The following is a 26959-nucleotide window of genomic DNA, read 5'->3' as shown; positions in this document are numbered from 1 at the left end:
ACGTCAGGCTTCCTGCTGCGTGTATTGAATGCGGTGCAGATGCGCGTAAAGGCCATTATGCGCCACCAGTGCCTGGTGCGAGCCCTGCTCCACGATACGGCCGTGCTCGAGCACGACAATGCGATCCGCGCGCTCGATGGTCGAGAGGCGGTGCGCGATCACCAGCGTGGTACGCCCCTCCATCAACACTTCCAGCGCAGCCTGCACATAACGCTCCGACTCCGAATCGAGTGCCGATGTCGCTTCGTCGAGAATCAGGATCGGCGCGTCTTTGTAGATCGCCCGCGCGATGGCCAGACGCTGACGCTGACCGCCCGACAGGCGCATGCCGTTGTCGCCCACCAGCGTTTCGACACCCTCGGGCATGGCCGCCACCGCTTCGGCCAGATTGGCCGCGCGCAATGCCGCCTGCACGCGTTCGGCATCGATCTCCTGACCGTAGGCCACGTTCGCCGCAACGGTGTCGTTGAAGAGCACGACGTCCTGACTCACGAACGCGATCTGGCGACGCAAATCGGCCAGTCGCAGGTCGGTCAACGCAATATCGTCGAGCAGAATCCGCCCGCCGGTCGGGTCGAAGAACCGCGGCACCAGATTGACCAGCGTCGTCTTGCCGCTGCCGGACGGCCCCACCAGCGCCACCATCTCGCCGGGCGCGACATCGAGCGAGATCCGGTCGAGTGTCGGACGCTCGCTGGCGCCGTAATTGAAGCTCACCTGATCGAACGTCACGCGTCCCTTGGCGCGCTCGAGCCTGCGCTCGCCGCCAAGCGGCTCGACTTCGACGTCCATGACTTCGAAAATCAGCTCGGCAGCCGTCACGCCGCGCTGCAACGGCTGATTGACGTCCATCAGATGCTTGAGCGGGGAGACGACGAGCAACAATGCCGTGACGAATGCCGTGAAGCCGCCGACGGTCATCTCGCCCGAGGACGACTCGATCATCGCCACCGTGATGACAATGGCCAGTGCCAGAGAGGCCAGAGCCTGCGTGACCGGCTGCGCCAGGCCACCCGAGACGGTCACCCGCATGGCGTAGCCGCGCAGCGTGCTGGTCATCTTGTCGAAGCGCGACTTTTCATACGCTTCGCCGTTGTGGATCTTCACCACCTTGTAGCCGCCCACGGCTTCCTCGACCACGTACGACAGCGCGTTGGTCAGCGTCTGCTGCTCGCGGTTCAGGCGGCGCAGACGCCGATTGATCTTGCCGACGAGCCAGCCGATGAACGGCAGAATCACCGCCACGACGAGCGTGAGGCGCCAATTCAGGTAGAACAAATAGCCCAGCAGGCCGACAACGGTCAGCGAATCGCGCACGAGCGTGATGAGCACCGTGGTGAGCACGCCGAGCACCTGATTGACTTCGTAGACGAGGGCGTTGATGAGCGTGCTGGTCGTCTCGCGCTGGTAAAAGGCAGCCGGCGCATGCAGCAAACGCTCGAACATTCGCACGCGCAGATCGAGCAGCACGCGGTTCGACACCCACGAGAGCATGTAGTTAGCCGAATACTGCGCCAGCCCGCGGATGACGGCCAGACCGATCACGGCAGCGGGTACGTACCAAAGCGTCCACGGATCGCCCCCCGAGAAGCCCTTGTCGAGCACCGGCTTGAGGACCGCCGGAATCGCCGCTTCCGTCCCGGCTACGAGCGCCATCGCGAGAACGGCTAGCAGGCCCATATGCCAATACGGCTGGAGATAGCCCAGCAGACGCCGCAAAATCGGTCCGGTAGGCTTGTGGGGTGCGCTCATGTAGGTTGGGGACGGCGGAAAAACCGCTATTCTATCGTACCGGCCAGTCTCGCCGGGACACGTCCTGAGCGGACTCGGACGCCGCCTCAAAATTCGCCACGATGCCCGCAATCCGGGCGTCCGGCACGCCGAAGCCCGGGTGGAACCGGTATACTCCCGCCCATGGCAAGCGCACTCGAAGTCCTCCGTACCGTATTCGGCTATAACGCATTCCGCGGCGATCAAGCCGCCATCGTCGACCATGTGGCCGACGGGGGCGATGCGCTCGTCCTGATGCCGACCGGCGGTGGCAAATCTCTTTGTTATCAGATCCCGGCGCTACTGCGCGACGGCATCGGCATTGTCGTCTCGCCGCTCATCGCGCTCATGCAGGATCAGGTCGACGCCTTGCTGCAAGCGGGGGTGCGTGCCGCCTATCTGAATTCCAGTCTCAGTTTCGATGAAGCACTCGATACCGAGCGCCGCGCTGCGCGTGGTGAACTCGATCTGCTCTACGTCGCGCCCGAGCGCCTGCTGACGGAGCGGTTTCTCGATCTGCTCGACCGGCTCGACGAACGCGGACAACTGGCGCTGTTCGCCATTGACGAAGCGCATTGCGTTTCTCAATGGGGGCATGACTTCCGTCCCGAATACATTCAGCTCTCGGCGCTGCACGAACGCTATCCGCGCGTGCCGCGCATCGCGCTGACCGCCACGGCGGACAACGCGACACGCGACGAGATCCAGACGCGCCTCGGCCTGACCGAAGCGCGCTTGTTCGTCTCGAGCTTCGACCGGCCGAACATTCGTTACGAGATCGTCGACCGCGACAATCCCCGCAAACAGTTGCTGGCCTTTCTCGCACGGCATCGCGGCGAGGCCGGTATCGTCTATTGCCTGTCGCGCAAAAAAGTGGAAGAAACCGCTGCGTGGCTCGAAACGCAAGGTATTCCGGCCCTGCCCTATCACGCCGGGCTCGATGCTGAGGTGCGTCGCACGCACCAGCAGCGGTTTCTGCGTGAGGAAGGGCTGGTCATGTCGGCAACCGTGGCTTTCGGCATGGGCATCGACAAGCCGGATGTGCGTTTCGTCGCGCACCTGGATCTGCCCAAGAGCCTCGAAGCCTATTACCAGGAGACGGGGCGTGCCGGGCGTGACGGTGAACCCGCAGAAGCCTGGATGACCTACGGGCTGAACGACGTCGTAGTGCATCGCAGCCGCATCGACGAGTCGAACGCTCCGGAACTGCAAAAGCGCATCGAACGCCAGAAGCTCGACGCCCTGCTCGGTTATTGCGAGGCGCCGCGCTGCCGCCGTACCGTGTTGCTGTCGTATTTCGGCGAGACGAGCGAGCCTTGTGGCAATTGCGACGTCTGCCTGAATCCGCCGGAAGTCTTCGACGGCACCATCGCCGCCCAGAAGGCGCTCTCAGCCATTCTGCGCACGGGTCAGCGCTTTGGTGCCGGGCATCTGGTCGATCTGCTGCGCGGGCGCAGCACCGACAAGATTCGACAATTCGGGCACGAAGCCCTGCCGACGTTCGGTGTCGGCGGCGAACTCGACGATCAGGGCTGGCGCGCCGTGTTCCGTCAGTTGATCGCTCACGGCATCATCGAGCCCGACAGCAGCCAGTACGGTGCACTGACGCTGAACGCCGCCGCACGCCCGGTGCTCAAGGGGGAAACCACGCTCTCGCTGCGGCGCCAGCGTCCCGTCGTCGGCAAGAAGAGCCGCTTTGCCGGCTACGCGTCGTCGCCGGCCATCGAACTGGACCCCGCCGATCAGCAACTGTTCGACAAGCTGCGCGCTTGGCGGCAGGACATGGCCAAGACGCAGCAGGTGCCCGCATACGTTATCCTGCACGACCGGACGCTGCGTGAGCTTGCCCAACGCCGCCCGCGCCGTCGCGAAGGTCTCGTCGACATCACCGGACTCGGTGAAGCCAAGATCGAACGCTACGGCGAAGCGCTCGTCGAGTTGCTCAACGCCTGAGTCAACGACGCGAGACGACTCCCACGACCTGCGGGTCCGATGCCGCCATTTCGTGAACGCTCATGATCGAAGCTACACCGCTCGCCTCCTCGTTGCCGCGTCTGCCCCTCACGGTGACGATCCTCACACGCAACGAGCGCCACAACATCGCCGAGTGCATCGCGTCGGTGCAGTCGTTAGCCTCCCAGATCGTCGTGGTCGATAACGCCAGCACGGATGGCACCGCAGACATCGCGCGCGCCGCAGGTGCCGAAGTCCACGTCACGCCCGATTGGCCCGGCTTCGGTCCGCAAAAGAATCGTGCCTTGTCGCACGCCACCCAGCCGTGGGTGCTTTCGCTCGATGCCGATGAGCGCATCACGCCCGAGTTGGCCGCCGACATTGCGACGGCGATTGGACAAGGCACTCACACGGGGTATCGCATGCCTCGCCTGTCGCAATTCCTCGGGCACTGGGTGCGGCACTGCGGCTGGTACCCCGACTACGTGGTGCGGCTGTTTCGGCGCGAGGCCGGCCGCTTCTCAGACAATCTCGTGCACGAGCGCGTGATTGTCGACGGCGAGATCGGCACACTTGCCCATCATCTGCTGCACTACAGCTATACCGAAGCCCGTCAGGTCGAGGACAAGGTGCAACGCTATGCACGCGCGGGCGCGAAAGAGATGGCGTTGCGCGGCAAGCGAGTCTCTGCGCTCAAGCCATGGATCAATGGCGGATGGGCGTTCGTGCGTACCTACGTGTTGCGCCGTGGGTTTCTCGATGGCGCCACCGGCGCCGCGATTGCGCGAATGAATGCGCGCAGCGCGTTCCTCAAGTACGCCCTGCTGCTGCGCGGAGACGTCTGACGCTGGCAGCACCGCCGCAACGCCCTTCAAACAAAACGGACGCACATGGCGTCCGTTTTTTTCGACGTCGACTTTCGACGTTACTTCGCGAGCGCGCGCTTCACGCGCGATCGGAACAGCTCCCAACGCAGCTTGCCGTCATCGACGGGCTCGGGCAGGCGTCCATCGCTGCCTGCCGGCACCGGCTTGCCGCGACGCAGGTAGTAGCGGTCAAAGATGGACTGCGTCATGCCCCACTTGCGCAGGAATTGCGTGCGGCCGTCGTTCTTCACGACCTTGCCTGTGCTCTTGCACTGGAAGTGGTAGACAAGGCTCGCGCCTACGCCAACAAATCGGCGTGCCCCTGCGGCCCACATCTTCATCGAGAAATCGTTGTCGCTGCTCATGCCGGGGCTCAGCTCAGTGCTGTAACCACCGACGAGGAACCACCAATCGCGATGCACGAGCGTCGGCGGCCAGGTAGCGCCCAACCAGTCCGGCTTGGCGTAGGCCGGCACCGCAGCAAGTAACCCCGCTTCGTCGAAGGTATCGACGTCACGACCGAAATCGTGCACGAGCACACACGGATTGTGGGTGTCGACCGGCTCGATCATGGTGCCCGAGAGCATGAAAGCCTTGTCGGGCATGGCTTCGGCGCGCGCTATCAGCGCACTGTCCCAACCGGGGCAACAGTACATGTCGTCGTTCAGATAGACGATGTACTTCTCGCGTGCGAGCGCCGCCGCCTGATTCACGGCGTAGCAGATACCGATATTGTCCGGCGACGCCGTATGCTCGATCCCCTCGGCCCGCACCCACTCGAGCGAGCCGTCCGACCCATCGTTCACGTGGACGATGATCTGATGCTGATGGCGCGAATTCTGGCGAATGCTGCGCACGCATAGCTGCAGCAACGCGAGGTTGTTCCACGTCGGAACGATGATGGAGAACATCCGGGTTTCCTTGTTGTACCGAATAGCAGACAGCATCGGGGCGGTGTCATGCGACGCCGGGCCACTTCGCTCGCTATCAATAGATGATCTGTACCGAGTCGGGTGTCAGCCACTGACGAAGTTCGCCAAGCAATTCGTCGCCCGGCTGTACTTTCCAGTCGTCGCCCAAGCGTGACTCACATTCGGCGTCCGGTCGGCGGTACACGATGTGCACCGGCAAGCCGCTTTGCTTGTCATCGTCGCCGCTGCCATTGCCGTTGCCATTACGGCGACCGAAGCCTCCGCCCCCTCCACCGCCACCGTTGAAGCCACCTCCGCCATTGAAGCCGCCCCCCCCCGAACTCGCGGTAGCCGCCACGCGGTACATCGTGCAATGCGGTTGCAGGGTGGCACGCAGGCGCGTCCAGTCTGCATTACCGTTGAACGACAGCTTGAGTGCGCGAGCGAAGCGCGCACGCGCACGGCCGAGGTCCATCAGACTTTCGGTGGTGAAACGCAAGCCGCCCGTAAAGCTGTCGGGCCGTGCATTGCCCTGCACGATCAGCAGTTCGTCCTCCTTGAAGAGGTGCTTGTTCGCCTCGAACTGCTCGTTGAAGATCGTCACTTCGAGCGTGCCCGTGCCATCGTCGAGTTGTACGATCAGCATCTTGCCGCGCTGGGTCATCATCGTGCGCAGGCTGGAAATCACCCCGGCGACAAGCCTGTCGCGCCCCTCGGAGAGATCACGGATACGCGTGCGCACGAAGCGGCGCACTTCGTCCGAGTACGAATCGAACATGTGGCCCGACAGATAGAAGCCGAGCGCCTGCTTCTCTTCCTGCAGCTTGCGCTTGTCGGTCCACGCCGGCTCATCGGCCAACTCCAGCGGCGCTTGCAGACTTTCATCACCGAGATCGAACAGGCTCACCTGATTGGCAGCAGCACTCGCTTGTTCGGCGGCTTCCATCGCCATCGGCACCGAGGCCATCAACTGCGCACGATTCTCGTGAATGCTGTCGAAGGCACCGGCGCGAATCAGCGCCTCGATCGTGCGGCGATTCACCACGCGGCGGTCGATCCGAGCGCAGAAGTCGAACAGATCGGTGAACGGCTTGCCTTCGCGGGCACGCAGAATTTCTTCGATCGCCGACTGACCGCTCCCCTTGATGGCGCCCAGGCCATAGCGCACGGTTTTCGAATCGGCCGGCTCGAAGCGATAAGCGGAAACGTTGACGTCCGGCGGCAATACGCCCAGCCCGTTGACGCTGGACAGACAGTCTTCGTAGAGAATCTTGACCTTGTCCGTGTCGTCCATGGCCAAGCTCATATTGGCGGCCATGAATTCGGCAGGATGGTGCGCCTTGAGCCAGGCGGTGTAGTACGCGAGCAGTGCGTACGCGGCCGCGTGCGACTTGTTGAAGCCGTAGCCTGCGAACTTCTCCATCAAGTCGAAGATTTCGTCCGACTTTTCACGGGTGAGTCCATTTTCGGCCGCCCCCTTCGCGAAAATCTCGCGGTGCTCGGCCATCTCCTCGGCCTTCTTCTTACCCATCGCGCGACGCAACAAGTCAGCGCCGCCGAGCGAGTAACCGCCGATGATCTGCGCCATCTGCATCACCTGCTCCTGATAGACCATGATGCCGTAGGTCTCCTGGAGCACCGGCTCGACGCGCGGATCCGGGTATTCCACCTTCTCGCGGCCGTGCTTACGGGCGCAGAAGCTCGGGATCAGGTCCATCGGGCCGGGTCGATACAACGCCACCAGCGCAATAATGTCCTCGAACCGGTCAGGCTGGGCGTCCTTCAACATGCCCTGCATGCCGCGGCTTTCCAACTGGAACACGGCCACCGTGTTGGCTTTCTTGAGGATGCTGAACGCTGCAGGGTCGGTGAGCGAGACCTGATCGAGCGACCAGTCAGCCATCTCCGGATGCAGGCGTTTGATGTAGCGCTCGGCCCAGTTCAGGATCGTGAGCGTTGTCAGCCCCAAGAAGTCGAACTTCACAAGGCCGACGGCTTCCACATCGTCCTTGTCGTACTGGCTCACCACGCCGCTGGCATCTTCGCCGCTGCCCTGGGTGTACAGCGGGCAGAAATCCGTCAGCTTGCCCGGCGCGATCAACACACCACCCGCGTGCATACCGACGTTACGCGTGAGACCCTCGACGCGTTGCGCCAACTCGATCAATTGCTTGACTTCGTCTTCGGTCTGAAAGCGCTCGGCGAGTTGCGGCTCCTCCTTGAGGGCATCGTCGATGGTGACGTGCTTGCCCGGTTTGAACGGAATCAGCTTGGAGATGCCGTCGACGAAGTTGTAGCCCAGATCGAGCACACGACCGACGTCACGCACCGCCGCCTTGGCGGCCATCGAGCCGAAAGTCGCGATCTGGGAGACAGCGTCCGCCCCGTACTTTTCCTTAACGTACTGAATGACGCGATCGCGCCCATCCTGACAGAAGTCGATATCGAAGTCAGGCATCGAGACGCGTTCCGGATTCAGGAAGCGCTCAAACAGCAGGTTGTACTTGAGTGGATCGAGGTCGGTGATGCGCAACGCGTAAGCGACCAGCGAACCGGCGCCCGAACCGCGGCCCGGGCCAACGGGCACGCCGTTGTTCTTCGCCCACTGAATAAAGTCGGCCACGATCAGGAAGTAGCCGGGGAAGCCCATCTTGATGATCGTGCCGGTCTCGAAGTCGAGCCGCTTGTAATAATCGGGACGCTGCTTGTCGCGCTCCGCCTCGTCGGGGAACAACTGCGCGAGACGTGTCTCGAGCCCCTCCTTGGACAGATGCACGAGGTAGTCGTCGAGCGACATGCCGTCCGGCGTGGGAAAGAGCGGCAGCTTCGGCTTGCCGAGTTCAAGCGTCAGGTTGCAGCGCTTGGCGATCTCGACGGTATTGGCCAGCGCGGAGGGCACATCCTCGAACGCGGCGAGCATGTCGTCCTGCGTCCGAAAACTCTGGTCCTGCGTGAAACGGCGCACACGGCGTGCGTTGCCCAGCATCTCACCTTCCGAAATACACACGCGTGCTTCGTGCGCGGTGAAATCGTCGGCCGTCATGAACTGGATCGGATGCGTGGCAACGACGGGCAGCCCGGCTTTCGCCGCCAACTGCACCGCCTGTTGCACGTAGGTCTCCATACCCGCCTGACCAGTGCGCTGCAACTCGATATAAAACCCGCCCGGGAACACACTCGCCCAGTGCTTCGCGCATTGCAGCGCCAGCTCGGGATTGCCTGCCGCCAGCGCGGCGCCGATATCGCCCATCTGCGCGCCGGAGAGCGCCAGCAGACCGCGCGCGAGCCCGTCGGCCTGAAGCCACGACGGCTCGATCTCCGCCCGACCGCGCCACTGATTGCCGAGCCACGCCTTGGACAGCAACTGACACAGGTTCAGATAGCCTTCCTTGTCGCGCGCAAGGAGCAACAGTCGCGACGGCTTGTCGCGATCGGCCGGATTCGTGATCCAGGCGTCGCAGCCGATGATCGGCTTGACGCCCTTGCCGCGGGCTTCCTTGTAGAAACGGATGGCGCCGAACATGTTCGCGAGGTCGGTCAGCGCGAGCGCGCCCTGACCGTCCTTGGCGGCGGCCTTGACGACGTCGTCGAGCCGCACGATGCCATCGGCGATCGAGTATTCGGAATGGAGACGGAGGTGGACGAAGCGAGGTTCTGACATGGGCGGTATTGTAACGCGCCGCCCCCGCATAGCGGGCTTCGCTTCACGAAACGTCCGGCGTTTCCCCGCATTTCGGATACCTCCGGGCAGGCACTAGGAATTTTTCCGTATCGGACCTGAGATACCGTCCGATTTGGCGAAATCCGGTGTCAAATCAAAGTGCTTCGGGGCCGAATCGGCGATAATGGCGGTTTATTGCTTCACGCTTTTGCGAAATCTTGTTGCCATGTCTATCGTCAATATCGCTGCGTACAAGTTCGTCACGCTCGACGACATCGCGACCCTGCGTCCGGCCCTGCTCGAACGCTGTCAGGCGCTCGACCTGAAGGGCACCATCCTCCTCGCACCGGAGGGCATCAACCTGTTTCTGGCGGGTTCGCGCGAGGCTATCGACGCCTTCCTCGCCGGTTTGCGCGCCGACGCCCGGTTTGCCGATCTCACGGTCAAGGAAAGCCTCTCGGAGACACAGCCGTTCCGCCGGATGCTGGTGCGCCAGAAGAAAGAGATCATCACGATGAAGATGCCGGTCATCAAGCCGGCAGACGGCCGTGCGCCCGGTGTTGACCCTGCTACGCTCAAACGCTGGCTAGATGCCGGCCAGGACGACGAAGGCCGCCCGGTCGTGATGCTCGACACGCGCAATGACTTCGAGATCGATGTCGGCACGTTCGACGATGCCATCGACTATCGCCTGACGAAGTTCTCGGAATTCCCCGACGTCATCGCCGCACACCGTGAAGACTTCGAGGGCAAGACGATCGTGTCTTTCTGCACCGGCGGCATTCGTTGCGAGAAGGCGGCGATCTACATGCGCGATATCGGGCTTGAACACACGTATCAGCTCGACGGCGGCATTCTCAAGTACTTCGAGGACGTGGGCGGTGCGCACTATCAGGGCGACTGCTTCGTGTTTGACTATCGCACGGCACTCACCCCCGACCTCGCACCATCGACGACCAAGCAGTGCTTCGCCTGCCGTGCCGTGGTGACAGTTGCGGATCAGCAAAGCCCCGATTACGTCGAAGGCGAGCATTGCCCCGCGTGCGTCGGCAGCCGGCCCGCCGCCAACGCGCCGGAAAGCACCGTCACCGCCACCACGTCCGCCTGAGCACACCGGTGGCCCACGCTTCGGCGCACGACGCCACGCCGCCCGCCGCCGACCCTGCCCCCCGTTATCGAGGGCGTTTCGCGCCCTCGCCGACCGGGCCGCTGCATCGCGGCTCGCTCGTTACCGCGCTGGCCAGTTGGCTGGACGCCCGAGCGCATGACGGTGTCTGGATCGTCCGCATGGAAGACCTGGACGAACCGAGATGTGTGCCAGGCGCGGCCGAAGACATTCTCGCCACCCTGACGCGCCTGGGCCTGCATTCGGATGAGCCCGTCGTCTGGCAAAGCCAGCGGCACGGCCTGTATGAACAAGCGCTCGCCTCGCTCACGGCTCTCGGACTGGTATATCCCTGCGGTTGCACGCGACGCGAAATCGCCGACTCGCTCACGCGCGTGCATGCCCGTCACAGCACGCTCGCCTATCCTGGCACCTGCCGCGACGGCCTGCACGGCAAGACGGCACGCGCGTGGCGTCTGCGGGTGCCGGACGGCGACGCGGCCCGCATGCGCTTCGAAGATCGCTGGATGGGCACGCAAACGCAGGATCTGGCAACGGAGGTCGGCGACTTCGTGCTCAAGCGCGCCGATGGTCAGTGGGCGTACCAGTTGGCCGTGGTCGTCGACGATCAGGCGCAAGGCATCACCGATATCGTGCGTGGCGAAGATTTGCTGGACTCGACGGCACGTCAAATCTATCTGCAAGCCTGCCTCGGTGCGCCGACGCCGCGCTATCTGCACGTACCGCTGGTCATGGCCGACGACGGCGAGAAGCTGAGCAAGCAGAACGGCGCGGCGCCGCTCGTTCTGGATACGCCTGACGCCGTGCTTGCCGCCCTCAAGGACGCCGCCACGCATCTCGGCTTACCGGCGTCGCTCGCCAACGTCTCTCACCGCGAGGACTTCTACGCCGCTGCAACGCAGGCATGGCGCGAGCAGCGCGGGCGCTGAAACCCCACCCCTCGCCATTGCGCTCTCCCAATGAAACTCGCAAGCTCGCGCTCGCAGAAGCCGATGCTCGCGTTCATGATCGATGCACGCAGGCTCATCGTGCCAGGTCGTTGGCGCAACGATGCGTCCCGCTCATTCATACAGCCAGCGCGCCACCCTCCGAGTGATGCGCGGCATAAGGACATAGGTCATCAGTCCCACCACAGCGGCGGCCACCGCCAAGTGTTCCAGGAAGGTATTGCCGAGCCAGGGCCACCATTGCGCCAGCCAGTGAACCGGAATCGGCACCAGCATCGTGAGCGGGAAGATCACTGATAGCGTCAGCAGGAACTGCTTGTAGCGCTTGGCTGGCTTCTGTCCCGGCTCCGGGTGGAACCAGAACTCCAGCCCCGTGACTGTCTGGCGCTGCTCGTCGCGCGACAGCAAGGGCATCACCTCGCCCAGCAACGTCTGCCGCGCAGCCGACTGGAACCAGTCCTCCGCATGCGGCAGCGAGTCGAAGCGCAGGGTCACGGTGTAGAGCGTAGCGCCGGGCGCGGGACGGATGATGAGCACGCCGCGGTGCCCCGGGAAGCGCTCCGCGATGGGCACGACGCGCTTGAGCCACTGCTCGTAGGCTGCGACGGCCTCGGGGCGCACATGGTGCCGGATGACTGCCGTCACGCTCTCCGGGTGCGGCAGGCTGCGGGCCGACAGGTCATCGAGCGAGGCCTTGCGCAGCGAGGGGTCGCGCGGCTCGACGGACGGGGGGGCTTCTTCAGGGTGCATGAAAATCTCTTCGGGTCGTTCAGACGAAACGCGGGATAGGTCCATTCTGTGGCGTCGTGTCGTCGCCCAGATCCAGCATGACGCGGTCAACGTAGCACCAGCCCCACCCCTCGGGTGGGTCATAGCCCTCGATGATAGGGTGGCCGGTCTCGTGGTAGTGCGCACTGGCGTGGCGGTTGGGCGAGTCGTCGCAACACCCCACGTGGCCGCAGGTGCGGCACAGCCGCAAATGCACCCAGGGACTGCCGGACTTCAGGCATTCCTCGCAACCCAGTGCACTGGGCGTGACGCGGTGGATGCTGGCGGTATGAGTGCAGCGACGGGGCATGGCGACTCTCCTCAAAAGGTTGCAAGGTGCTGGTGGATGAAAGCCACGGCCATAGCGCCTTCACCGACGGCCGATGCGGCGCGCTTCAGAGACCGAGCAAGGCACGGCCTTCGTCGGCCAGTAAATCATGCGTCTCGGGGTGCGCGCGCATGTAGGCCGCGAATACAGGGCATTGCGGAACGACGCGCAGACCACGCTCGCGCGCGGAGGCCAGCCCCGCCAGCACCAGTTGGCGCGCAATGCCCTGCCCCTGCAGCGCGTCGGGCACCAGGGTGTGGACGAAGGTGATGACATTGCCCTCCAGCGAGTAGATGGCAACCGCACGCTCGCCTTGCGACACGTACTCGAAGCGATGCTTCGCAGGGTTGTCCTGAACCGAAGGGGGCGTGGAGGAAGTGGTCATGGTAAGTCCTTGATGTGGGGTGCGGCAGTTCAGGTACCGACCACGAGGCCAACGGCACCGATCACCAGCGTCTACGGTACACCGATTTTCTGCGCCATGAGGGGCCAGTCCATGCTGCCAGCGGTCATCGTGCCGTTGAATACCGTGAGGTACACAGTCGGCCTCGCCCACGCACCCAGTTCGGCAGAACGGCCTGGAAGCCCAGCCCGAACTCGATGCCGCCGACGACCAGCAGCCACTGCTGTGTGCCCGGCGAAATGAACATTGGAACAGTGCCAAGCCCATTGCAGCAAACGACGCCACCGCCAGGACCGCGCTCAAGACAAGACATGATGTTCACGCCGGGAAAGTTGCAGTGGAGGCGGCGTCCGACGCAGCGATGCGCATGATCTGGTTGCCCAAGCGCACACCCCAGTCGGTCATGGCAATGCCTTCGCTCAGTTGTCCCGCCTGCCAGGCCGCCAGTGCGGCATCGATGTCCGTGCTCATGCTGTCACGCAGCGCCGTCGCCAGCGCCACCGCATTGGCGGCGGCTTTCGCGGTGCCGCCGGCAGTGTGCGGACGGGGCACGAAAGCCGCGTCGCCCAGCAGGACCGCCCGGCCCGACACCATGCGGGGAGCCTGCAAATCGAGAATCGCCTGCAGGAAAGGGTCCGGCGTGGCCGCGACGAGTTGCTGGAACTGTGGCGCGAGCTGTTCACGCGATTGCTGATGCAGCCAGGCTGCATCGGCATCCTTCACGGTGCCGGGCGGCAGGGAAAACGCGTGGCGCACGCCGTGGCGATCAGTCAGCAGGCGCGACAGTGCATCGCCCTGCGGCACCTTCACGTACCAAACCCAGTTCCAGCGGCGTCGGCCAGGCGCCGTCGCCTCGTCCTCGCCGGGCACCAGGTAAGCGAGCAGCAGGTGATCCGGGCCTTGCTGGAAGGCGAAGTTGCCGCGCAGCACGTCCGCGGCTTCTCCGGTCAGAGCGCCCTCTTCGAGCAGACCGCGCCATGCTACGTAGCCCGCATAACGGGGTGCGAGACCGGGCAGCATTTGCTGCCGCACAGCCGAGCGCGCGCCGTCCGCACCGATGAGCAGGTCGCCCGTTTCCACGCGCCCGTTGGCGAAGTGGGCATGAATGCGCTCGCCGTCCTGCTCGAATCGCATGAACTGCTCGCCATGGTGATAGGCCGAGGCGGGCAAGTGGCGCTTCATCGCGGCATACAGCATGCTCCACGAGGTCTGCGTCTGCGGCATCCAGGTGCGCTGCACCACCTCACCGCTACGGTCCAGGAAGATTCGGTCACCCGAGCGCACGCCCAGTTGTCCCTGCGTCTTAACGCCCGCGAACTGGAACGCGCGCACCACGTCGCCCTGCAGCACGATGCCGCCGCCACGACTGTCAAGCTCGTGAGGGGAGCGCTCGAAGATATCGACCTGCCAGCCGATGGCTTGCAAGGCCGTGGCGGTGAACAGGCCGCCGACGGAGCCGCCGATGATGATGGCGCGGGGTGAGTTGCGATCGGAATGCATGACTGGCATGGGGGGGTCTTCTCAGGTGGGCGTCTCAAACGGCAGGCACTACGGCGCTTTGCGCAGCGGCTTGCCGAAGCGCTTGTATTAGGGTCGAGGAAGGCTGTGCGCCGCTGATGGACGTGTTGCCGATACGCAAGGTGGGCACTGAGCGCACACCGTTGGCTTGCGCCTGGCGTTCCGCTGCCACGACCTCGCGCTCCCCGGCCGGTGAGTCCAGGAAGTCGCGAGCCTCCTTCGCATCGAAGCCAGCCTGCCCCGCCAACGTGGCCAATACCTCGGCCTTGCCAATGTCCCGCCCCTCGGAGAAGTAGGCGTGGAACACGGATTCGAAAAGCGCCTCAGTCCTGGCGGCGTCGCCCCGACCGGTGGCGTAGACCATTAGCCGATGGGCCAGGCGGGTGTTTGGCGTCATGGTTACGCGGTCGTAGTGAAATGCGACGCCCGCGTGCTGGCCGGCCAGGGTCACGTCGGCATCCATCGCCTGCGAGCGTGCCCAACTGCCGAACTTGGCGCTGCGGTAGGCCTTCCGGTCTGCGCCTTCCTTCGGCATCCCAGGGTTGAGTTCATAGGGCACGTAGCGGATAGAGACCGCTGTGTCCGGCATCTGCGCCAGGGCCGCTTGCAGATGCCGGCGGCCGATCCAGCACCAGGGGCAGATGAAGTCGTAGGTGATTTGAATCTCGACGGACGGCATGGTGAAAATCCTTGCGTTGGTGTTGTCGTGAGATTAGGCTTTGCGCTGACCAATGAGAATTCTTTGAATTTGCAACGTGAAATTGCAAAAAACGCAAAGATAGAAGATGAACAAATTGCAAGCTCTGCGCGCCTTCGTGGACGTGGCGGAATCGGGCGGCTTCTCCAAAGCTGCGCGGCGGCTGGGTGTGGCCACGTCGTCGGTGACCCGGTTGATCGATGGCCTGGAGGCGTCGCTGGGCGCGGCGCTGCTGACCCGCTCCACACGTCGCGTGACGCTCACCGATGCAGGCGCGGCCTACCTGGAGCAAGTTTCACAGGTGCTGTCCGATCTTGATGAGGCCGACGGCAGCGTGTCGGATGCGGGAGGGGAAGCGGTCGGCCCGCTGCGAGTATCGCTGCCGGTCACGTTCGCGCGCGTGTGTCTGGCGCCGCACATTCCGGGCTTCCTGCGCGAACACCCGCGCGTGTCGCTGGATCTGGTGCTTTCCGATGCCTACGTCGATCTCGCCGCCGAGCGCATCGACGTAGCAGTACGCATCGGCGCTCCGGCCAATCAGCCCCAGCTCATCGTGCGCCATCTGGCCGAGCATCGCCGCTACGTTGTCGCCAGTCACGGGTATCTGGAGCAGCGTGGGATGCCGGCTTCGCCCGCAGAATTGAGCGCGCACGAGTGCCTGCGCTTCGCCTATCAGGCCGGGCCGCAGCGTTGGTCATTCCGGCAGGGCAGCACCGTGCAGCATGTGGAAATTCAGGGGCGCTTGGCGGCCAACAGCGCGGATATGCTGCGCGAGGCCGTGCTGGACGATCTGGGCGTTGCACTGCTGGCCGAATGGCTGGTGCAGGAAGATGTGCGCGCAGGGCGCCTGCGGCGACTGTTCGAAGACTACGAGATCAATCCGCAGGACCAGTCCATCAGCGTGCATGCGGCCTATCTGCCGAACCGGCGCCATTCCAGGAAGGTGCATGCATTCCTGGATTTCCTCGCCGGGCATCTGGCGAAGGTCTCAGCAGGCTAATGCTCCCCGGGCGGGGCACATCGCCCTTGGCGCCATGAGATGAATGGATGAGCGCGAAAGCGACACTGGGCTTTTTCGGCCTCAAACAAGAGTGAGGACATCATCGAGCAGACAGCCTTCCCATGCGGTGCGCGCCCATGATGTTGGCATGTCTCATCTCTGGCGTCGCACCGTCAATCCGGCAAGCGCCAATATGAAAAAAGCCAGCGTAATTACGCTGGCTTTTCGCTTTCAACGCGCCACAACCATGGCGCGGCAGGTCGGTTTCAGGTGCCGGCCTTGCGGGGGAAGCCCGCGAGCAGGGCAGCCACCTGGCGCTTCGGGGCCTTTTCAGGCAGCGCACCAAAAGCAGTCGGTGCCGCCGATTCCTGCAACGAGCGGCTGTCGCGTTGCGAGTCAATCGCCGACGGCGACGGTTCGTACGGCTTGTAGAAAAATTCGTCTTCCGGGCGAACACGACGCGGCGCGGAATTGCCACCACGGCTGGCGCGCAGGCCATCGTGACGGCCATGACGCTCGCTCCGGTCGCTGCGTTCCGAGCGATCCGTACGCTCACTACGATCGTAGCGATCGCCATTACGGTCGTCACGCGAACGGCTGCGACGCTCCATCACCAGTTCACCGCGCTTGAGTTCGCGCTTGATCAGCTTCTCGATTTCCACGAGTTGCTTGCGCTCGTCCGGTGCGCACAGCGAGATCGCCTCGCCCGACGCGCCCGCGCGGCCCGTACGGCCAATACGGTGCACGTAGTCTTCCGGGTTATACGGCAGGTCGTAGTTGATCACGCCCGGCAGATCGGTGATGTCCAGCCCACGCGCGGCGACATCGGTCGCCACCAGTGCGCGGATACCGCCTTGCTTGAACGCTTCGAGGGCTTGCATGCGCTCGTTCTGCGACTTGTCGCCGTGAATGGCGGCCGTCACGATACCCTCTCGCTCCAACTGGCGCGCCAGACGGCTCGCACCGACCTTGCTGTTGACGAACACGATGACCTGCTTGAGGTCGCGTTCGTTCAGAATCTGCACCACGGCGGCGCGCTTGTCGTCTTCGTCCACCTCGTAGACGACCTGCTCGACCTTATCGGCCGTTGCATTACGACGTGCGACTTCGATAGTGACCGGATTCGAGAGATAGCTCGATGCGAGCTTCTTGATGTCGTTCGAGAACGTGGCCGAGAACAGCAGCGTCTGGCGCTGTTTCGGAAGCAAATTCAGAATGCGCTGCAAATCCGGCAGGAAGCCCATGTCCAGCATGCGGTCGGCTTCGTCGAGCACGAGCATCCTGACCTGGCTCAGATTCACCGTCTTCTGTTCGACGTGATCGAGCAAGCGGCCCGGCGTCGCGATCAGAATTTCGACACCGCGTCGCAGCGCATCCTTTTGCGGATTCATGTCGACGCCACCGAACACTACCGTATTGCGCAACGGTGTATGCATTGCGTAGGCACGCACATTATCGGCGACCTGATCGGCGAGTTCGCGTGTCGGCGTGAGAATCAGCGCACGCACCGGATGCCGCGCGGGCGATGCACTCGTGTTGGCCTCGGGCAGCAGGCGCTGGATGATCGGCAGCGAGAAGCTGGCGGTCTTGCCCGTCCCCGTTTGCGCGGCACCCATGACGTCGCGCCCGGACAGCACGACCGGAATGGCTTGTGCCTGAATCGGTGTCGGTTGGGTGTAGCCCTGCTCGGCGATGGCCCGCAAGATGTCCGCATGTAGCCCGAAGCTATCGAAGCCGGGGGTCGGAACAGCATTTACATCAGCCATGATGAAGGGACATCTCTTTTAAAAAACGGGGGCCGCCACGCGGAAGGATTCCGCATCAAAGCTCACTCGCGAAGATTCAAGGGGCGCTGTGCGCCATGCTCGGGGCTGGCGCGAGAGGGGCCTGTCGAGGGACAGATGCGTCGGGCGCCGCCGGACCAGGGTGGTCGTCAAGAAGCGAAACAACCGCAATTCTAGCACTTGCGCACGACCAACGTGTGACAGCGGCCCTCGGCAGCCTGCGGGGCCGTGTTTTGCCGCGAGTTCTCTCTCAATGGCCCGCCCCTGCCTTGGCGCTGCTGTCGGGCTTGCCATCGGGAACGGGAACAGCCAGCTTGGCCGCCCCGGCCTTCGCGCTCTTGCCCGCCTGCGCCGCACGCTGACGATCGGCGTAACGTTGCGCGAGCACCGCGCAAACCATCAATTGCATCTGATGGAACAACATGAGCGGCAACACGATCGCGCCAAGCGGGCCGGTCGCGAACAGCACCTTGGCCATCGGTATACCGCTCGCGAGGCTCTTCTTCGAGCCGCAGAAGACAATGGTGATCTCGTCTTCGCGCGAAAAACCGAGCCAGCGGGCGGAATATGTGGTCACGGCCAGCATGATGGCGAGAATCACCGCACAGCAACCCAGCAGGCCGAGCAGCGCCAGCGGCGGAATCTGATGCCACAACCCCGTGTTCACCGCCTCGCTGAACGCCGTGTAGACCACCAGCAGAATCGAGCCTTGATCGACGATCTTGAGCAGCGCGCGATTGCGCTCGACCCATTTGCCGATCGCCCTGCGCGAGAGTTGACCCGCAATGAACGGCACCAGCAGTTGCAGCATGATGTTGCCGATCGAGTCGAACGGCGATGTGCCGGCATTGCCATCGTGATGGATGACGATCAGGCCGACGAGCACCGGCGTGATGAAGATGCCGAACAGGCTCGACGCCGACGCACTGCATACCGCAGCGGGCACGTTGCCACGGGCAATCGAGGTGAACGCAATGGCCGACTGCACCGTGGCCGGCAGCGTGCACAGGAAGAGAATGCCGAGATATAGCTCCGGCGTGACCATCCACGAAAGCAGTGGCTTGAGCGCCACGCCGACGATCGGGAAAATCACGAACGTGCTGGCGAACACCAGCAGATGCAGACGCCAGTGCGTCGCACCGGCGAGCACCGCCTCACGCGAGAGTTTCGCGCCGTGCAGAAAAAACAATGCGGCAATTGCCACGTTGGTGAGCAGGTTGAACGCAACTTTGCCCTCGCCGTGCGCCGGCAGGAGGCTGGCGAGCCCAACGGTCGCCACAAGCATCAACGTGAAATTGTCGGGAAGAAAACGCGGTCTGGCCATCGTCAATCTCGGATACGTCAAAAAAGACAAAGCCCGTTCGCAGGACACGGGACGCGGCGGCATGTCGGCCGCCAGCGAGGTCGTCAGTCGATCGGCGGGCGATCGAAAGTGACCGGAAGTGTGCGCTCGCGATACGGGTTTTCACGTATTAGAACGCAAGGGCAGTTAAAATACAAATTCATTTAAAAAATTCATTCATACCAAAGACGCATGAATATCTCACTGCGCCAGCTCAAGGTGTTCCTCGCAGTGGCCGAACACGGCAGTTTCAGCCGGGCCGGCGAGGACATCGGCCTCACCCAGCCGGCCGTGAGCCGTTGTATCCGCGAATTGGAACAAGAACTCGGACTCAAGCTTGTGGACCGCACCACGCGGGAAGTCACGCTGACCGAAGTGGGCGCTAGCCTCTCGGCAACGCTCGCCCGGGTGCTGGACGAGCTGGAGAGCGCCCTGCGCGATACGCACGGTCTGGCCGAAGAGCGTCGCGGACGGGTACGCGTGGCCAGCGCGCCCACGATCTCGGCCAATCTGATGCCCGAGTGCATTTCGGCCTGCGCAGCCCGCTACCCGGACATCACGCTCATGCTGCGCGATCAGGTCCAGACGCTCGCGACCGACAGCGTGCGGCACGGCGAGGTCGATTTCGGCGTCATCGTGGCGTCGGAAGGCACGGACGATCTCGTTGGCGAGCCCATCATGGTCGAACCGTTCCTCGTGGTATGCGACCGCTCACATCGCTTCGCGAAGCAGGCGCAAGTGACGTGGAAGGAACTCAATGGCGAGAAGCTGGTGCTGCTCGACTACGCGTCGGGCAGCCGGCCACTGATCGACCGGGCGCTGGCCGAACATGGCGCCTATTGTCAGGTGGCGCAGGAAGTCGGCCATGCCATCACCGTCTTCCGCATGGTCGAAGCCGGTATCGGCATCAGCATCATGCCGGCTCTGGCACTCCCTGCCATGCCAGGGCGACCGGAAAACGGCGGAAGCCTGGTCGCCCTGCCGCTGGTACCGCAACTCGACCGCACCATCATGCTCGTGCGCCGCAAGAACCGCACGCTCTCCCCCGCCGCACAGTCCGTCTGGGAGTTGATCCAGCAATTCACCGCCAACACACCACACGCACTTGCCAGCCAAACAACAGGCAAACCCTGACAAGATGGGAGATACCGCGCGATGCCAAAATTTTCGTGAGCGTTGCGCGAGATTCAGCACAATAAACGGATGTGCGATTCGCTGACGGCGCACGAAGTGAGTGAGTGCCTGCTACAATTCTCATGCGTCGACTTCCCCCAAAGTGCACGACAGTGCTATCCGGCATCTGCCTTGCCATCGTGCCTCGACGACATGCCCGCGCCCCTGCGGGCATTGTGTTTCCTGTGTGGCGTCATGGACTTGTTCATCAAATACTTCAGCCCGCTGTGGCTCTTTCACGCGGCCGCCGATCTGTCCTTCTGGCAGCGGCATCAACTCGACGCACGGATGCGTATCGTGAGCCGCTTCATGTGGCGCTATGTCATGCGCTGGTGTGTCGTGAGCGCCGTGCTGATCGTACCTGCTGCGGTACTGGCGCATGGCCTTGCCGCCATCGGACTCGCGCTGGCGGGCGGCGTGTCGGCGAGCGTCACGGTACTGATGGCGGCACTTGCCCTGGGCTGCCTCATCGGCTCGCGTCTGCGTTAAGCGGCGCGCGCCAGCGCCAGCCCCCACCAAGGTCCTGGCCATCTTCGGGTGAACACTGCGACATCCTCACTGCGGCAAATCGTCTCGTTACTTGCCCGGCGACCGACGGACTCGACGTTTCGTCATGCGTGTCGGCTATGATGGAAAAGCTTGCCTCGCGTGGCAAACCGCCCGCGCCGCCGGCATCCTTCGACCCCAAAGGAGATTCTCATGGCCAACGCCAAAATCCTGGTGGTGTTCTATAGCATGTACGGGCACATCTACAAGATGGCCGAGGCGGTCGCCGAAGGCGCACGCAGCGTCGCCGGCGCCGATGTCACCGTGATGCAAGTCCCTGAACTGGTGCCTGACGACGTTCTCGAGAAGAGCGGCGCGAAAGCCGCGCGTGCCGCGTTCGCAAGCGTGCCCGTCGCCCGCGTCGATCAACTTGCCGATTACGACGCCATCATCTTCGGCACCCCGACCCGCTTCGGCAACATGACCGCGCAGATGCGCAACTTCCTCGATCAGACCGGCGGCCTCTGGGCCAAGGGCTCGCTCGTGGGCAAGGTCGGCAGTGTATTTGCCAGCACGGCAACGCAGCACGGGGGCCAGGAAACAACGATCACGAGTTTTCACTCCACACTGCTGCACCACGGCATGGTCATCGTCGGCGTGCCGTACACCGAGCCGGGCCTCACTAATATGACGGAAATTACCGGCGGCACGCCCTACGGCGCGACCACGCTCGCCGCAGGCGACGGTTCGCGACAGCCCAGCCAGAACGAACTGAAGATTGCGAAGACGCAAGGCCGTCATGTGGCGGAAATCGCTGCCGCTCTCAAACACGGACGCGCGCTGTAAATCGCATCCATCGCGCGGACGCGGCGCCTGCCGGCGTGCGCGCCGCGCGATTTCCCGCTCAGATCAACTGCAGACGCTTCAGCACGGCTCGCACAATACGCGCGCGCTTGGGCGCATCGGCGTCGTCCTTCAGATCGATGTTCAGCGCCACGCTCGTGATGTTGCCGTCGCGCTCGATCCAGCCCACCCACCAGCCGATATCCGGCTTCTTGTCGACAAACCAGCCCGTCTTGCCGTGCAACACGTAGTCGGGATTGGCTTCGACAATCGACATCTGACGCACGATGTCCTGCGAGCGCGCCGAGAACGGCAGCGTTCCGCGCGCAAGACGTTGCAGGAAATCGACTTGCTCGCGCGCCGAGATCTGTAGGCTGTCGTCGATCCAATAGGCGTCGGCAGCGCGTCCGATGGTGTGGTTCCCGTAACCGGCCTCGTTGAGCTTGGCCTGCGCGAACTGACGCGCAATCTTGTGCGAGACAATCTGATAGCACGGCAGGCACGACACGCGAAACGCCGTGCGCAAATCCATCGCCGCATTCCAGTTTTTCATCCGGCGAGGCTTGCCATCCCAGGGAATGATCTCGCGCTCGTTGTCGAGCGCGCCCGACTCTAGCGCAAGCAAGCTGTTGAATATCTTGTACGTCGACGCAGGCGACATCCGCCGCTCGGCGCGTGCCGTGTCGAACGCCTGATACGTCTGCGTGCGCCCGTCGAGCACCACGATCGTTCCCTTCACACCTTCCGCGTCGAAAAGCTTGCCCCAGTCGGCACGCTCCGTCATGTGCACCGTTGCGGCCTTCGCCGGTTCCGCCGCATGCGCCGGGACAGCGAGCACCATGGGAGACACAACCGCGAGCACGAGCACGAGCCGCAGCCCGGATACACCACGCCGCCAGCGAGAGATCAGCTTTTTCATTTCGTTATCCTTAATTCTTGGGATGCCATGGGAATGGCGGGAACGTTGGCAGTGGCGCTGGCCTGGCGCCGGCTTCCCGGAAGCGCTTGCAGGATAGTGCGTGTTTCAACAGGTGCAAAGCAAAGCTACCGTAACCGACGTAACCGCCGTATCATCGGTGCGCCCCTTCGGAAGCGTCCGTCAATGCTGCGGATGCCGTCCGCTGCCCGGTGCGATTCGATACCTCTCGACGCCATGCCCGACACACCTGCCCCAAACCTCGCCCGCGCTACCGCCGACGCGCCTGCGCTCGTCGTGCGCCTCGACGCCCCTCAGAAGATCAATGCGCAACCCGTGCGCTACCAGAGTCTGTGGCTGTTGATGCGGGTCTATTACGCGGCGCGTTACGAGACGTCGCCCGTCTCCCTGGCGTCGCTGAAAATCCGTTTCGGTCAGTCGGGTGTGGCAGGTGATTTGCGCATGCTGATCAGCCGCGCGTTCTCCGACTTCACCCGCTGGGGCATCGCTGTGGGCTGGGGCGACGACAGGCTCGCCGACGTGCGTCTGCTGCCGACGCGCGGCCGGGGCAAAGGGCCGTTCTGGCTAGCCCGGCATGAGATGTCGCGCATCGTTGTGGCGATCGGAGACACGACGCCCGACGATCCGCGTCGCGCCATTGCCGCATTCCTCGGATTGCCGCAAGACGCCGCACCGGATACGCAATCGCCTGCGCTCGATTACGTCATGCAAGACATCGCGTTCTGGCATCACCTGACGCTTGGCAAGCGCGATATGCAGGACGGGGTGTTCTTCGCACCGCCGCAAGCGTCCTCGCAGGGAGCCGCGGCGCGGCGCCAGCGCACGGGCGCGATCCCGTCGTTCCATGCGGCGCAGGTGTGTGCCGTCGACGACGTGCAACGCGGCATCGCCCTGCTCGCCGAAACAATCGTGTGGCGCCGCATGGGCGACGCGGCGCGCACGAAACAGACGCTCGCCACACTCGCCGCGACCTTCGGCGCGGCCCCGCCGGGCTCGCCCACGTTACGCGCCATGCATTGGATCGTGCAGGCGTGGCAGGCGTACGCCTTGCGCGACGAGGCCGGCGCGTTTGCGCATCTGCAACGCATCGGAGACGACGCCTCGCTCGCCCCTTGCCTCGTCTACAACCCGCGCATCCGCTTCGAAAGCCGGAATCTGCAAGCGTTGCTGTACAAGTCGCACGCCGCGCGTCCCGGTCCGATGCCCGCACGGGCACAGTCGGCCGCCAATGCGCTGGCCGCGTTCTCCGACGCCTTGCAGGCAGCATTCGAAGCCGACTCCATCGAACTCGCACAGCACGTCGCGGCGAACATCGGGCTGTCGTTGTGGCTGTTCTGGCAGGGTGCGCTCATCGATCCCGGCAGACGCCTCGCTACCGCCGACGTGCAGCGTCAGGCGCTGCGCTGGATCGGTCTGTCGGAATGGATCTGCGACCGCTTCGGTGTAGGCGGCAACTCAGTCTGGAATACCGTCTTCCTGTTGCGTATCGCGCGGGGCGCCGTACCGGTGCGGCGCGACCCCGATCTGATGACCTTGCGCGCGAGCACACCCCTCGCCGTCGACGCGTTCCTCGACGCCGTGCAGCCGTTCGGTGCGCCCTTCTCCCGGGCCAAGGGTTTCACGCAATGGACGGATGTGGTGGCCACGACGCTCGCCGATCACGAAGAGGGACGCATTCGCTTCGAGCCGCTGCAGCTCGCCAACCTGTGGTTCGAGATGCTGTGGTTTGCGCTGCATCAGGACGGCGATTCGCCGCAGGCGTTGCACGCCGCGCGATCGCTGGGCCGCGTGCTGCCGATGCTGCCGCCGCCCGACCGGCGGTTCTTCCGCGACGCGCTACGGCTCATGCCGCGCGAGTTTCAGCGCGAAGTGCGTCTGGCGCAGTGACGTTGGCGTCGGTTGGCGTCAGACGGCGCTTCGCTTCGCATCGCGTCAAGAATCGCGCCGTCATGCAGCCTCAGCGCACGCCCTGCGGGGTTTTCGGCAGCGCCGACCGGAACGAAATCGCCACCCGGTTCCACGCGTTGATCGTGGCGACGGCGAACGTCAGATCGGCGATCTGCTTGTTGTCGTAGTGGGCGCGCAACTCGTCGAAAACATCGTCCGGCACGTGTCCATCCTGGACGTTGGTGACGGCTTCCGTCCAGGCCAGCGCGGCACGCTCGGCCGGCGAATACAACTCGGTCTCGCGCCAGGCGACGAGCAAATGCAAGCGACGCGGGTCGATGCCGATTTTCAGGGCGTCGGCCACGTGCATGTCGATGCAGAACGCGCAGCCATTGAGTTGCGACGCGCGGAGCCAGACCAGTTCGACCAGCCCGTCCGGTAAGCCGCAGTCATGGAAATAGTGGCTCAACGTGCCCAGATGTTCGTACGGGCGCGGCGCCGCGTTGATGAAGTTCAGGCGTTGCATAAGTCGATTCTCCCTTCAGGTCAGATAATGCCGAGGTAACAGGTGTATGTCGTCGTCACGCATACGATGCATTCACACCCCAAACGATACGCACGCCTTGTCTCATCCAGAAGAGCCAAAACCTAATAGAATCGGTAGGCCAAGATAAGCCCGACCGGAAACCGGCGCCGACAAAGCGCGGAGGGCTTATCCATCGAGCCCCTACCCAGCCCCCAAGCCACGCGAGGCATTGCGCGATGTCCGAAAAATCCAGCCCTGCCGCACTCGCGGCCCTGCATCTGGCCGATGCCGCGCAGGCCGCCGGCGTTCCCACCTACCGCGCGCTTTACGAGCGCATCCGCGACGGCATTCTCTCGGGCAAGCTCGCGCCATCGAGCCGGCTGCCCTCGACGCGGGCGCTCGCGAGTGAACTCGGCGTGGCACGCGGAACGGTCGAAGCCGCGTATGAACGGCTGGTCGCGGAGGGCTTCGTCGTGGGGCGCGGCGCCGCAGGCAGCCGCGTCAACCCGCAGTTGGATGGCACGCGTCTCGGTGCCGCGGCGAAAGCCATACCGCCGCAAGCCAACGCCACCCGGTCGCACCGTCCCGAAGCGGCCACCGGCGAAAAGTCCGACTCGCCAACGTTGCCCGGCCACGCGCAGCCAGAGAACCCCAGCAGCATTGCGCTAAACGCCTTCGGTATGCCGTTGCCGTTGCAGAACGGCCTGCCTGCCCTCGACGAATTCCCGCGCAAATTGTGGGCCCGGCTCGCGGCGCGTCATGCACGACATCTTTCCCCCGAAGGGCTGCACTATCAGAGCGCCATCGGCTGGGCACCGCTGCGCGAGGCCATTGCCGGTTATCTGGCGATCGCACGGGGCATTCATTGCGAACCTGGTCAGATCATCGTCACCGCCGGCTATCAGGGTGCCCTCGCATCGATCGCACGCGTGCTACTGCGTCCGGGCGATGCCGTATGGTGTGAAGATCCGGGCTATTTCCGCGCGCAGGAGGCGCTTCGAATGAGCCGCGCCGCGCTGGTGCCGGTGGCCGTCGATCATGACGGACTCGACGTCGCTGCGGGCGAGCGGGCCGCCCCCGACGCCCGGCTCGCGGTCGTCACGCCCTCGCATCAGTCACCCTTATCGGTCACGCTGCCGCTCGCGCGCCGCCTCGCGCTGCTGGCGTGGGCTCAGGCGCATGACGCCTGGATCGTCGAGGACGACTACGACAGCGAATTCCGCTACACCGGCGCACCGTTGCCGGCGCTCAAGAGTCTGGACGGCGGGGAGCGCGTGCTCTACGCCGGGTCGTTCAGCAAAGTGCTGTTTCCCGGCTTGCGCCTGGGCTATCTGGTCGTGCCGCCCGCGCTGTGCGACGCGTTCATCGCCAGCGCGTCGCTCTCGTCCCCAGCGCAGGGATGGATCGAACAGGCCACCGTCACCGACTTCATCACACAAGGACATTTCAGCCGCCACATCAAGCGCATGCGCCAGCTCTACGGAGAACGCCGTGCCGCGCTCGCGCAGGCGCTGCGTGAACACCTGCCGGGACGCATCGAACTCGCGCAGCAAGCCGGCGGCATGCATCTGCTCGGCTGGCTGGCGCCGCACCGCCATGATCGCGCCCTGTGCCGCACCGCGTTCCGGCACGGCATTGCACCGGGCGCGCTGTCGTTCTTCAGCCTCACCCGCCAGTTGCCGCCCGCGCTCGTGATGAGCTTTACCAACGTGCCCGAAGCCCTGGCCGGGGATGTCGCCCAACGGCTCGCACGCGCGTTCGACGAAGACGACAAGACACCCGCCCTCACCTGACGCAGGCAGCGCACCCCACGGTGGGTGTCGGCAATTCTCATGTCGCATTGCACCATCGGTGGTTCACGCTTTTCGGGACACACCGCGCTTGTGTTTGCCCGGCATGTCGGTGTATCGTTGCCGCAAAGCTAGCGCAGGGGTCCTGCAACGTGAGTTGTGGGTGAGAAATACCCTTAGAACCTGATCTGGATAATGCCAGCGCAGGGAGCGTAGAAGTTCCTCGCCCCCGTTCATGCTCCT

General features: G+C 64.0%; 23 protein-coding genes and 1 riboswitch. Of the genes, 10 read left to right on the top strand and 13 right to left on the bottom strand.

Annotation, left to right across the window (positions count from 1 at the left end):
- Positions 1-3 precede the first annotated feature (3 nt).
- Positions 4-1752, bottom strand: coding sequence for a lipid A export permease/ATP-binding protein MsbA (gene msbA, locus PCO31110_RS17475; RefSeq protein ID WP_010807024.1), 1749 nt, complete (start codon positions 1750-1752; stop codon positions 4-6).
- Between the two features lie 162 nt (positions 1753-1914).
- On the opposite strand from msbA, the gene recQ reads away from it, so the two are divergent.
- On the top strand, positions 1915-3723 hold the full coding sequence (gene recQ, locus PCO31110_RS17470; RefSeq protein WP_150690990.1) for a DNA helicase RecQ: 1809 nt from the start codon (positions 1915-1917) through the stop codon (positions 3721-3723).
- Positions 3724-3785: 62 nt separating this feature from the next.
- On the top strand, positions 3786-4568 hold the full coding sequence (locus PCO31110_RS17465) for a glycosyltransferase family 2 protein (protein ID WP_246189877.1): 783 nt from the start codon (positions 3786-3788) through the stop codon (positions 4566-4568).
- 80 nt (positions 4569-4648) lie between these two features.
- Here PCO31110_RS17465 and PCO31110_RS17460 read toward each other — a convergent pair whose 3' ends face one another.
- Positions 4649-5500, bottom strand: a complete 852-nt coding sequence (locus PCO31110_RS17460; RefSeq protein WP_150690989.1) for a glycosyltransferase family 2 protein — start codon at positions 5498-5500, stop codon at positions 4649-4651.
- 76 nt (positions 5501-5576) lie between these two features.
- Positions 5577-9170, bottom strand: coding sequence for a DNA polymerase III subunit alpha (gene dnaE / locus PCO31110_RS17455; RefSeq protein ID WP_150691056.1), 3594 nt, complete (start codon positions 9168-9170; stop codon positions 5577-5579).
- Between the two features lie 217 nt (positions 9171-9387).
- On the opposite strand from dnaE, the gene PCO31110_RS17450 reads away from it, so the two are divergent.
- Together PCO31110_RS17450 and gluQRS are read left to right on the top strand one after the other, a co-directional pair.
- The gene (locus PCO31110_RS17450) at positions 9388-10269 is read left to right on the top strand and encodes a sulfurtransferase (RefSeq protein ID WP_150690988.1); all 882 of its coding nucleotides are present in this window, start codon (positions 9388-9390) and stop codon (positions 10267-10269) included.
- A gap of 8 nt (positions 10270-10277) precedes the next feature.
- A complete protein-coding gene (gene gluQRS / locus PCO31110_RS17445) occupies positions 10278-11216 on the top strand; it encodes a tRNA glutamyl-Q(34) synthetase GluQRS (protein ID WP_036663227.1) in 939 nt (312 codons plus the stop codon).
- Between the two features lie 132 nt (positions 11217-11348).
- Here gluQRS and PCO31110_RS17440 read toward each other — a convergent pair whose 3' ends face one another.
- The 6 genes from PCO31110_RS17440 to PCO31110_RS17420 all read right to left on the bottom strand — a co-directional run bounded on the left by PCO31110_RS17440 (position 11349) and on the right by PCO31110_RS17420 (position 14930).
- On the bottom strand, positions 11349-11984 hold the full coding sequence (locus tag PCO31110_RS17440; protein ID WP_150690987.1) for an antibiotic biosynthesis monooxygenase: 636 nt from the start codon (positions 11982-11984) through the stop codon (positions 11349-11351).
- 19 nt (positions 11985-12003) lie between these two features.
- On the bottom strand, positions 12004-12312 hold the full coding sequence (locus PCO31110_RS17435) for a UBP-type zinc finger domain-containing protein (protein ID WP_150584398.1): 309 nt from the start codon (positions 12310-12312) through the stop codon (positions 12004-12006).
- Positions 12313-12397: 85 nt separating this feature from the next.
- Positions 12398-12715, bottom strand: coding sequence for a GNAT family N-acetyltransferase (locus PCO31110_RS17430; RefSeq protein ID WP_150690986.1), 318 nt, complete (start codon positions 12713-12715; stop codon positions 12398-12400).
- Positions 12716-12839: 124 nt separating this feature from the next.
- Positions 12840-12980 (bottom strand): hypothetical protein, encoded by a 141-nt coding sequence (locus tag PCO31110_RS25900; RefSeq protein ID WP_217427287.1) that lies wholly within the window; start codon positions 12978-12980, stop codon positions 12840-12842.
- Between the two features lie 71 nt (positions 12981-13051).
- A complete protein-coding gene (locus PCO31110_RS17425) occupies positions 13052-14242 on the bottom strand; it encodes an FAD binding domain-containing protein (RefSeq protein ID WP_246189876.1) in 1191 nt (396 codons plus the stop codon).
- A gap of 25 nt (positions 14243-14267) precedes the next feature.
- Positions 14268-14930, bottom strand: coding sequence for a DsbA family oxidoreductase (locus tag PCO31110_RS17420; protein WP_150690985.1), 663 nt, complete (start codon positions 14928-14930; stop codon positions 14268-14270).
- Between the two features lie 106 nt (positions 14931-15036).
- Between PCO31110_RS17420 and PCO31110_RS17415 the strand changes: the two genes are divergently transcribed.
- Entirely contained in the window at positions 15037-15948 is a 912-nt protein-coding gene (locus PCO31110_RS17415) for a LysR family transcriptional regulator (RefSeq protein ID WP_150690984.1), read from the top strand.
- A gap of 266 nt (positions 15949-16214) precedes the next feature.
- On the opposite strand, the gene PCO31110_RS17410 is transcribed toward PCO31110_RS17415, so the two are convergent.
- Both PCO31110_RS17410 and PCO31110_RS17405 read right to left on the bottom strand, forming a co-directional pair.
- Complete coding sequence (locus PCO31110_RS17410) at positions 16215-17714, bottom strand: DEAD/DEAH box helicase (RefSeq protein WP_010807037.1); 1500 nt, start codon at positions 17712-17714, stop codon at positions 16215-16217.
- 268 nt (positions 17715-17982) lie between these two features.
- Positions 17983-19056, bottom strand: a complete 1074-nt coding sequence (locus PCO31110_RS17405; protein WP_150690983.1) for a bile acid:sodium symporter family protein — start codon at positions 19054-19056, stop codon at positions 17983-17985.
- A gap of 210 nt (positions 19057-19266) precedes the next feature.
- Between PCO31110_RS17405 and PCO31110_RS17400 the strand changes: the two genes are divergently transcribed.
- The 3 genes from PCO31110_RS17400 to wrbA all read left to right on the top strand — a co-directional run bounded on the left by PCO31110_RS17400 (position 19267) and on the right by wrbA (position 21579).
- Positions 19267-20208, top strand: coding sequence for a LysR family transcriptional regulator (locus PCO31110_RS17400; RefSeq protein ID WP_150690982.1), 942 nt, complete (start codon positions 19267-19269; stop codon positions 20206-20208).
- Between the two features lie 234 nt (positions 20209-20442).
- Positions 20443-20736, top strand: a complete 294-nt coding sequence (locus PCO31110_RS17395) for a hypothetical protein (protein ID WP_010807040.1) — start codon at positions 20443-20445, stop codon at positions 20734-20736.
- A gap of 210 nt (positions 20737-20946) precedes the next feature.
- The gene (wrbA, locus tag PCO31110_RS17390; protein WP_010807041.1) at positions 20947-21579 is read left to right on the top strand and encodes an NAD(P)H:quinone oxidoreductase; all 633 of its coding nucleotides are present in this window, start codon (positions 20947-20949) and stop codon (positions 21577-21579) included.
- Between the two features lie 58 nt (positions 21580-21637).
- Here wrbA and blaOXA read toward each other — a convergent pair whose 3' ends face one another.
- Positions 21638-22495 (bottom strand): OXA-62 family carbapenem-hydrolyzing class D beta-lactamase, encoded by an 858-nt coding sequence (gene blaOXA / locus PCO31110_RS17385; protein WP_150690981.1) that lies wholly within the window; start codon positions 22493-22495, stop codon positions 21638-21640.
- A gap of 234 nt (positions 22496-22729) precedes the next feature.
- Here blaOXA and PCO31110_RS17380 point away from each other — a divergent pair, with 234 nt between their 5' ends.
- Entirely contained in the window at positions 22730-24400 is a 1671-nt protein-coding gene (locus PCO31110_RS17380; protein ID WP_150690980.1) for a hypothetical protein, read from the top strand.
- Between the two features lie 70 nt (positions 24401-24470).
- On the opposite strand, the gene PCO31110_RS17375 is transcribed toward PCO31110_RS17380, so the two are convergent.
- Positions 24471-24926 (bottom strand): carboxymuconolactone decarboxylase family protein, encoded by a 456-nt coding sequence (locus PCO31110_RS17375; protein WP_010807044.1) that lies wholly within the window; start codon positions 24924-24926, stop codon positions 24471-24473.
- 236 nt (positions 24927-25162) lie between these two features.
- Here PCO31110_RS17375 and pdxR point away from each other — a divergent pair, with 236 nt between their 5' ends.
- Positions 25163-26719 (top strand): MocR-like pyridoxine biosynthesis transcription factor PdxR, encoded by a 1557-nt coding sequence (gene pdxR / locus PCO31110_RS17370; RefSeq protein WP_150690979.1) that lies wholly within the window; start codon positions 25163-25165, stop codon positions 26717-26719.
- A 125-nt stretch (positions 26720-26844) separates the two neighbouring features.
- A riboswitch (TPP riboswitch) is annotated at positions 26845-26943 on the top strand.
- Positions 26944-26959: the final 16 nt, after the last annotated feature.

Origin of the sequence: Pandoraea communis (genome assembly GCF_902459745.1) — a bacterium.
Taxonomy (GTDB): Bacteria; Pseudomonadota; Gammaproteobacteria; order Burkholderiales; family Burkholderiaceae; genus Pandoraea; species Pandoraea communis.
Note: the sequence above shows the minus strand (reverse complement) of the source record. Positions and strands in the feature narration are given on the sequence as shown.

What these genes read in the sequence shown, in the direction of transcription:
- msbA (WP_010807024.1), bottom strand. Translation starts at nt 1,752, where the DNA reads ATGAGCGCACCCCACAAGCCTACCGGACCGATTTTGCGGCGTCTGCTG.
- recQ (WP_150690990.1), top strand. Translation starts at nt 1,915, where the DNA reads ATGGCAAGCGCACTCGAAGTCCTCCGTACCGTATTCGGCTATAACGCA.
- PCO31110_RS17465 (WP_246189877.1), top strand. Translation starts at nt 3,786, where the DNA reads ATGATCGAAGCTACACCGCTCGCCTCCTCGTTGCCGCGTCTGCCCCTC.
- PCO31110_RS17460 (WP_150690989.1), bottom strand. Translation starts at nt 5,500, where the DNA reads ATGTTCTCCATCATCGTTCCGACGTGGAACAACCTCGCGTTGCTGCAG.
- PCO31110_RS17450 (WP_150690988.1), top strand. Translation starts at nt 9,388, where the DNA reads ATGTCTATCGTCAATATCGCTGCGTACAAGTTCGTCACGCTCGACGAC.
- PCO31110_RS17440 (WP_150690987.1), bottom strand. Translation starts at nt 11,984, where the DNA reads ATGCACCCTGAAGAAGCCCCCCCGTCCGTCGAGCCGCGCGACCCCTCG.
- PCO31110_RS17435 (WP_150584398.1), bottom strand. Translation starts at nt 12,312, where the DNA reads ATGCCCCGTCGCTGCACTCATACCGCCAGCATCCACCGCGTCACGCCC.
- PCO31110_RS17430 (WP_150690986.1), bottom strand. Translation starts at nt 12,715, where the DNA reads ATGACCACTTCCTCCACGCCCCCTTCGGTTCAGGACAACCCTGCGAAG.
- PCO31110_RS25900 (WP_217427287.1), bottom strand. Translation starts at nt 12,980, where the DNA reads ATGTTCATTTCGCCGGGCACACAGCAGTGGCTGCTGGTCGTCGGCGGC.
- PCO31110_RS17425 (WP_246189876.1), bottom strand. Translation starts at nt 14,242, where the DNA reads ATGCCAGTCATGCATTCCGATCGCAACTCACCCCGCGCCATCATCATC.
- PCO31110_RS17420 (WP_150690985.1), bottom strand. Translation starts at nt 14,930, where the DNA reads ATGCCGTCCGTCGAGATTCAAATCACCTACGACTTCATCTGCCCCTGG.
- PCO31110_RS17415 (WP_150690984.1), top strand. Translation starts at nt 15,037, where the DNA reads ATGAACAAATTGCAAGCTCTGCGCGCCTTCGTGGACGTGGCGGAATCG.
- PCO31110_RS17410 (WP_010807037.1), bottom strand. Translation starts at nt 17,714, where the DNA reads ATGGCTGATGTAAATGCTGTTCCGACCCCCGGCTTCGATAGCTTCGGG.
- PCO31110_RS17405 (WP_150690983.1), bottom strand. Translation starts at nt 19,056, where the DNA reads ATGGCCAGACCGCGTTTTCTTCCCGACAATTTCACGTTGATGCTTGTG.
- PCO31110_RS17400 (WP_150690982.1), top strand. Translation starts at nt 19,267, where the DNA reads ATGAATATCTCACTGCGCCAGCTCAAGGTGTTCCTCGCAGTGGCCGAA.
- PCO31110_RS17395 (WP_010807040.1), top strand. Translation starts at nt 20,443, where the DNA reads ATGGACTTGTTCATCAAATACTTCAGCCCGCTGTGGCTCTTTCACGCG.
- wrbA (WP_010807041.1), top strand. Translation starts at nt 20,947, where the DNA reads ATGGCCAACGCCAAAATCCTGGTGGTGTTCTATAGCATGTACGGGCAC.
- blaOXA (WP_150690981.1), bottom strand. Translation starts at nt 22,495, where the DNA reads ATGAAAAAGCTGATCTCTCGCTGGCGGCGTGGTGTATCCGGGCTGCGG.
- PCO31110_RS17380 (WP_150690980.1), top strand. Translation starts at nt 22,730, where the DNA reads ATGCCCGACACACCTGCCCCAAACCTCGCCCGCGCTACCGCCGACGCG.
- PCO31110_RS17375 (WP_010807044.1), bottom strand. Translation starts at nt 24,926, where the DNA reads ATGCAACGCCTGAACTTCATCAACGCGGCGCCGCGCCCGTACGAACAT.
- pdxR (WP_150690979.1), top strand. Translation starts at nt 25,163, where the DNA reads ATGTCCGAAAAATCCAGCCCTGCCGCACTCGCGGCCCTGCATCTGGCC.